We start from the raw sequence: 951 nt of genomic DNA, 5'->3' as shown, positions 1-951 counted from the left end.
GGTATAAGGATGCATCGGATCCGCAAAAACGTCTGCCGTCCGGCCCTCTTCGACAAGGCGACCGGCATACATGATGCCGAGACGGTCTGCGATGTTGGCGTGCACCGTGAGGTCATGCGTTACAAAGACCATCGATGAGCCGAATTCGCGTTGCGTTTCCCGTATCATCGCAAGCACGTCCTTCTGTACCACGACATCGAGCGCAGTGGTCGGTTCGTCGGCGATGATGAATTCGGGTCGGCACACCGTCGCCAGCGCAATGCACACCCGTTGGCGCATACCGCCCGATAATTCGTGCGGATAGGCACGCAGAACGTCGGCGGGCAGGCGCAGGCGCTCCAGATGCAGCTTCACCGCCTCGATGAAGGCCGGCTTTTCGAGCGCGATATGGCGGAAGGCAAAATCCTCAAAGGACCGCTCAATCCGCCTGACCGGGTTCAATACGTTCATGGAACCTTGCATAATGTACGAAAGATGTCGCCAGCGTACCGAATCTCGTTCCTCCGGCTTGAGCTCGTACAGGTCTCGATCGAGGAACTCATACCTGACGGAACCGCCGACGATGTCGAGGGGAGGCCTAATCGCACCAGCGATCGTCTTGATGAACGTGGTCTTGCCGCAGCTCGATTCGCCGGCGAGGCCGTAGATCTCGTTACGCCGCACATGCATCGTCACAGAGTCGACGGCGCGCACCTCCCGGTCGATGCCGAAGTAGCTCATCCGGTAGTAGGCGCGCAGGTCCTGCGTCGACAGGACCACATTCTCAGGTTGGTTGCCTCGTTGCCCCGCTGCCATCAGGATTTCCCCATCCGGCTCAATCGGCTGCGGGGATCGATGTACTCGTTCATCGAAATCGACAACAGAAACAGGCCGATAAAGGTCAGCGTCACGAAAGCGGTCGGGAAGAAGTACCACCACCAAACACCCGAGACCATTGCACTGTGCTGGTTC

1 protein-coding gene and 1 pseudogene are annotated in these 951 nt (G+C 58.7%); both read right to left on the bottom strand.

Annotated features, from left to right (window positions below):
* The coding region (locus ACPYOI_RS35795; protein ID WP_481424138.1) for an ABC transporter ATP-binding protein at positions 1-795 on the bottom strand (795 nt) is incomplete at its 3' end.
* Positions 795-951, bottom strand: a pseudogene (locus tag ACPYOI_RS35790) (ABC transporter permease); the annotation flags it as partial. The pseudogene ACPYOI_RS35790 and the gene ACPYOI_RS35795, both read right to left, overlap by 1 nt.

The sequence above is a fragment of the Rhizobium sp. SVR5-2C genome (genome assembly GCF_056755115.1).
This window is presented reverse-complemented; position numbering and strand designations above follow the sequence as displayed.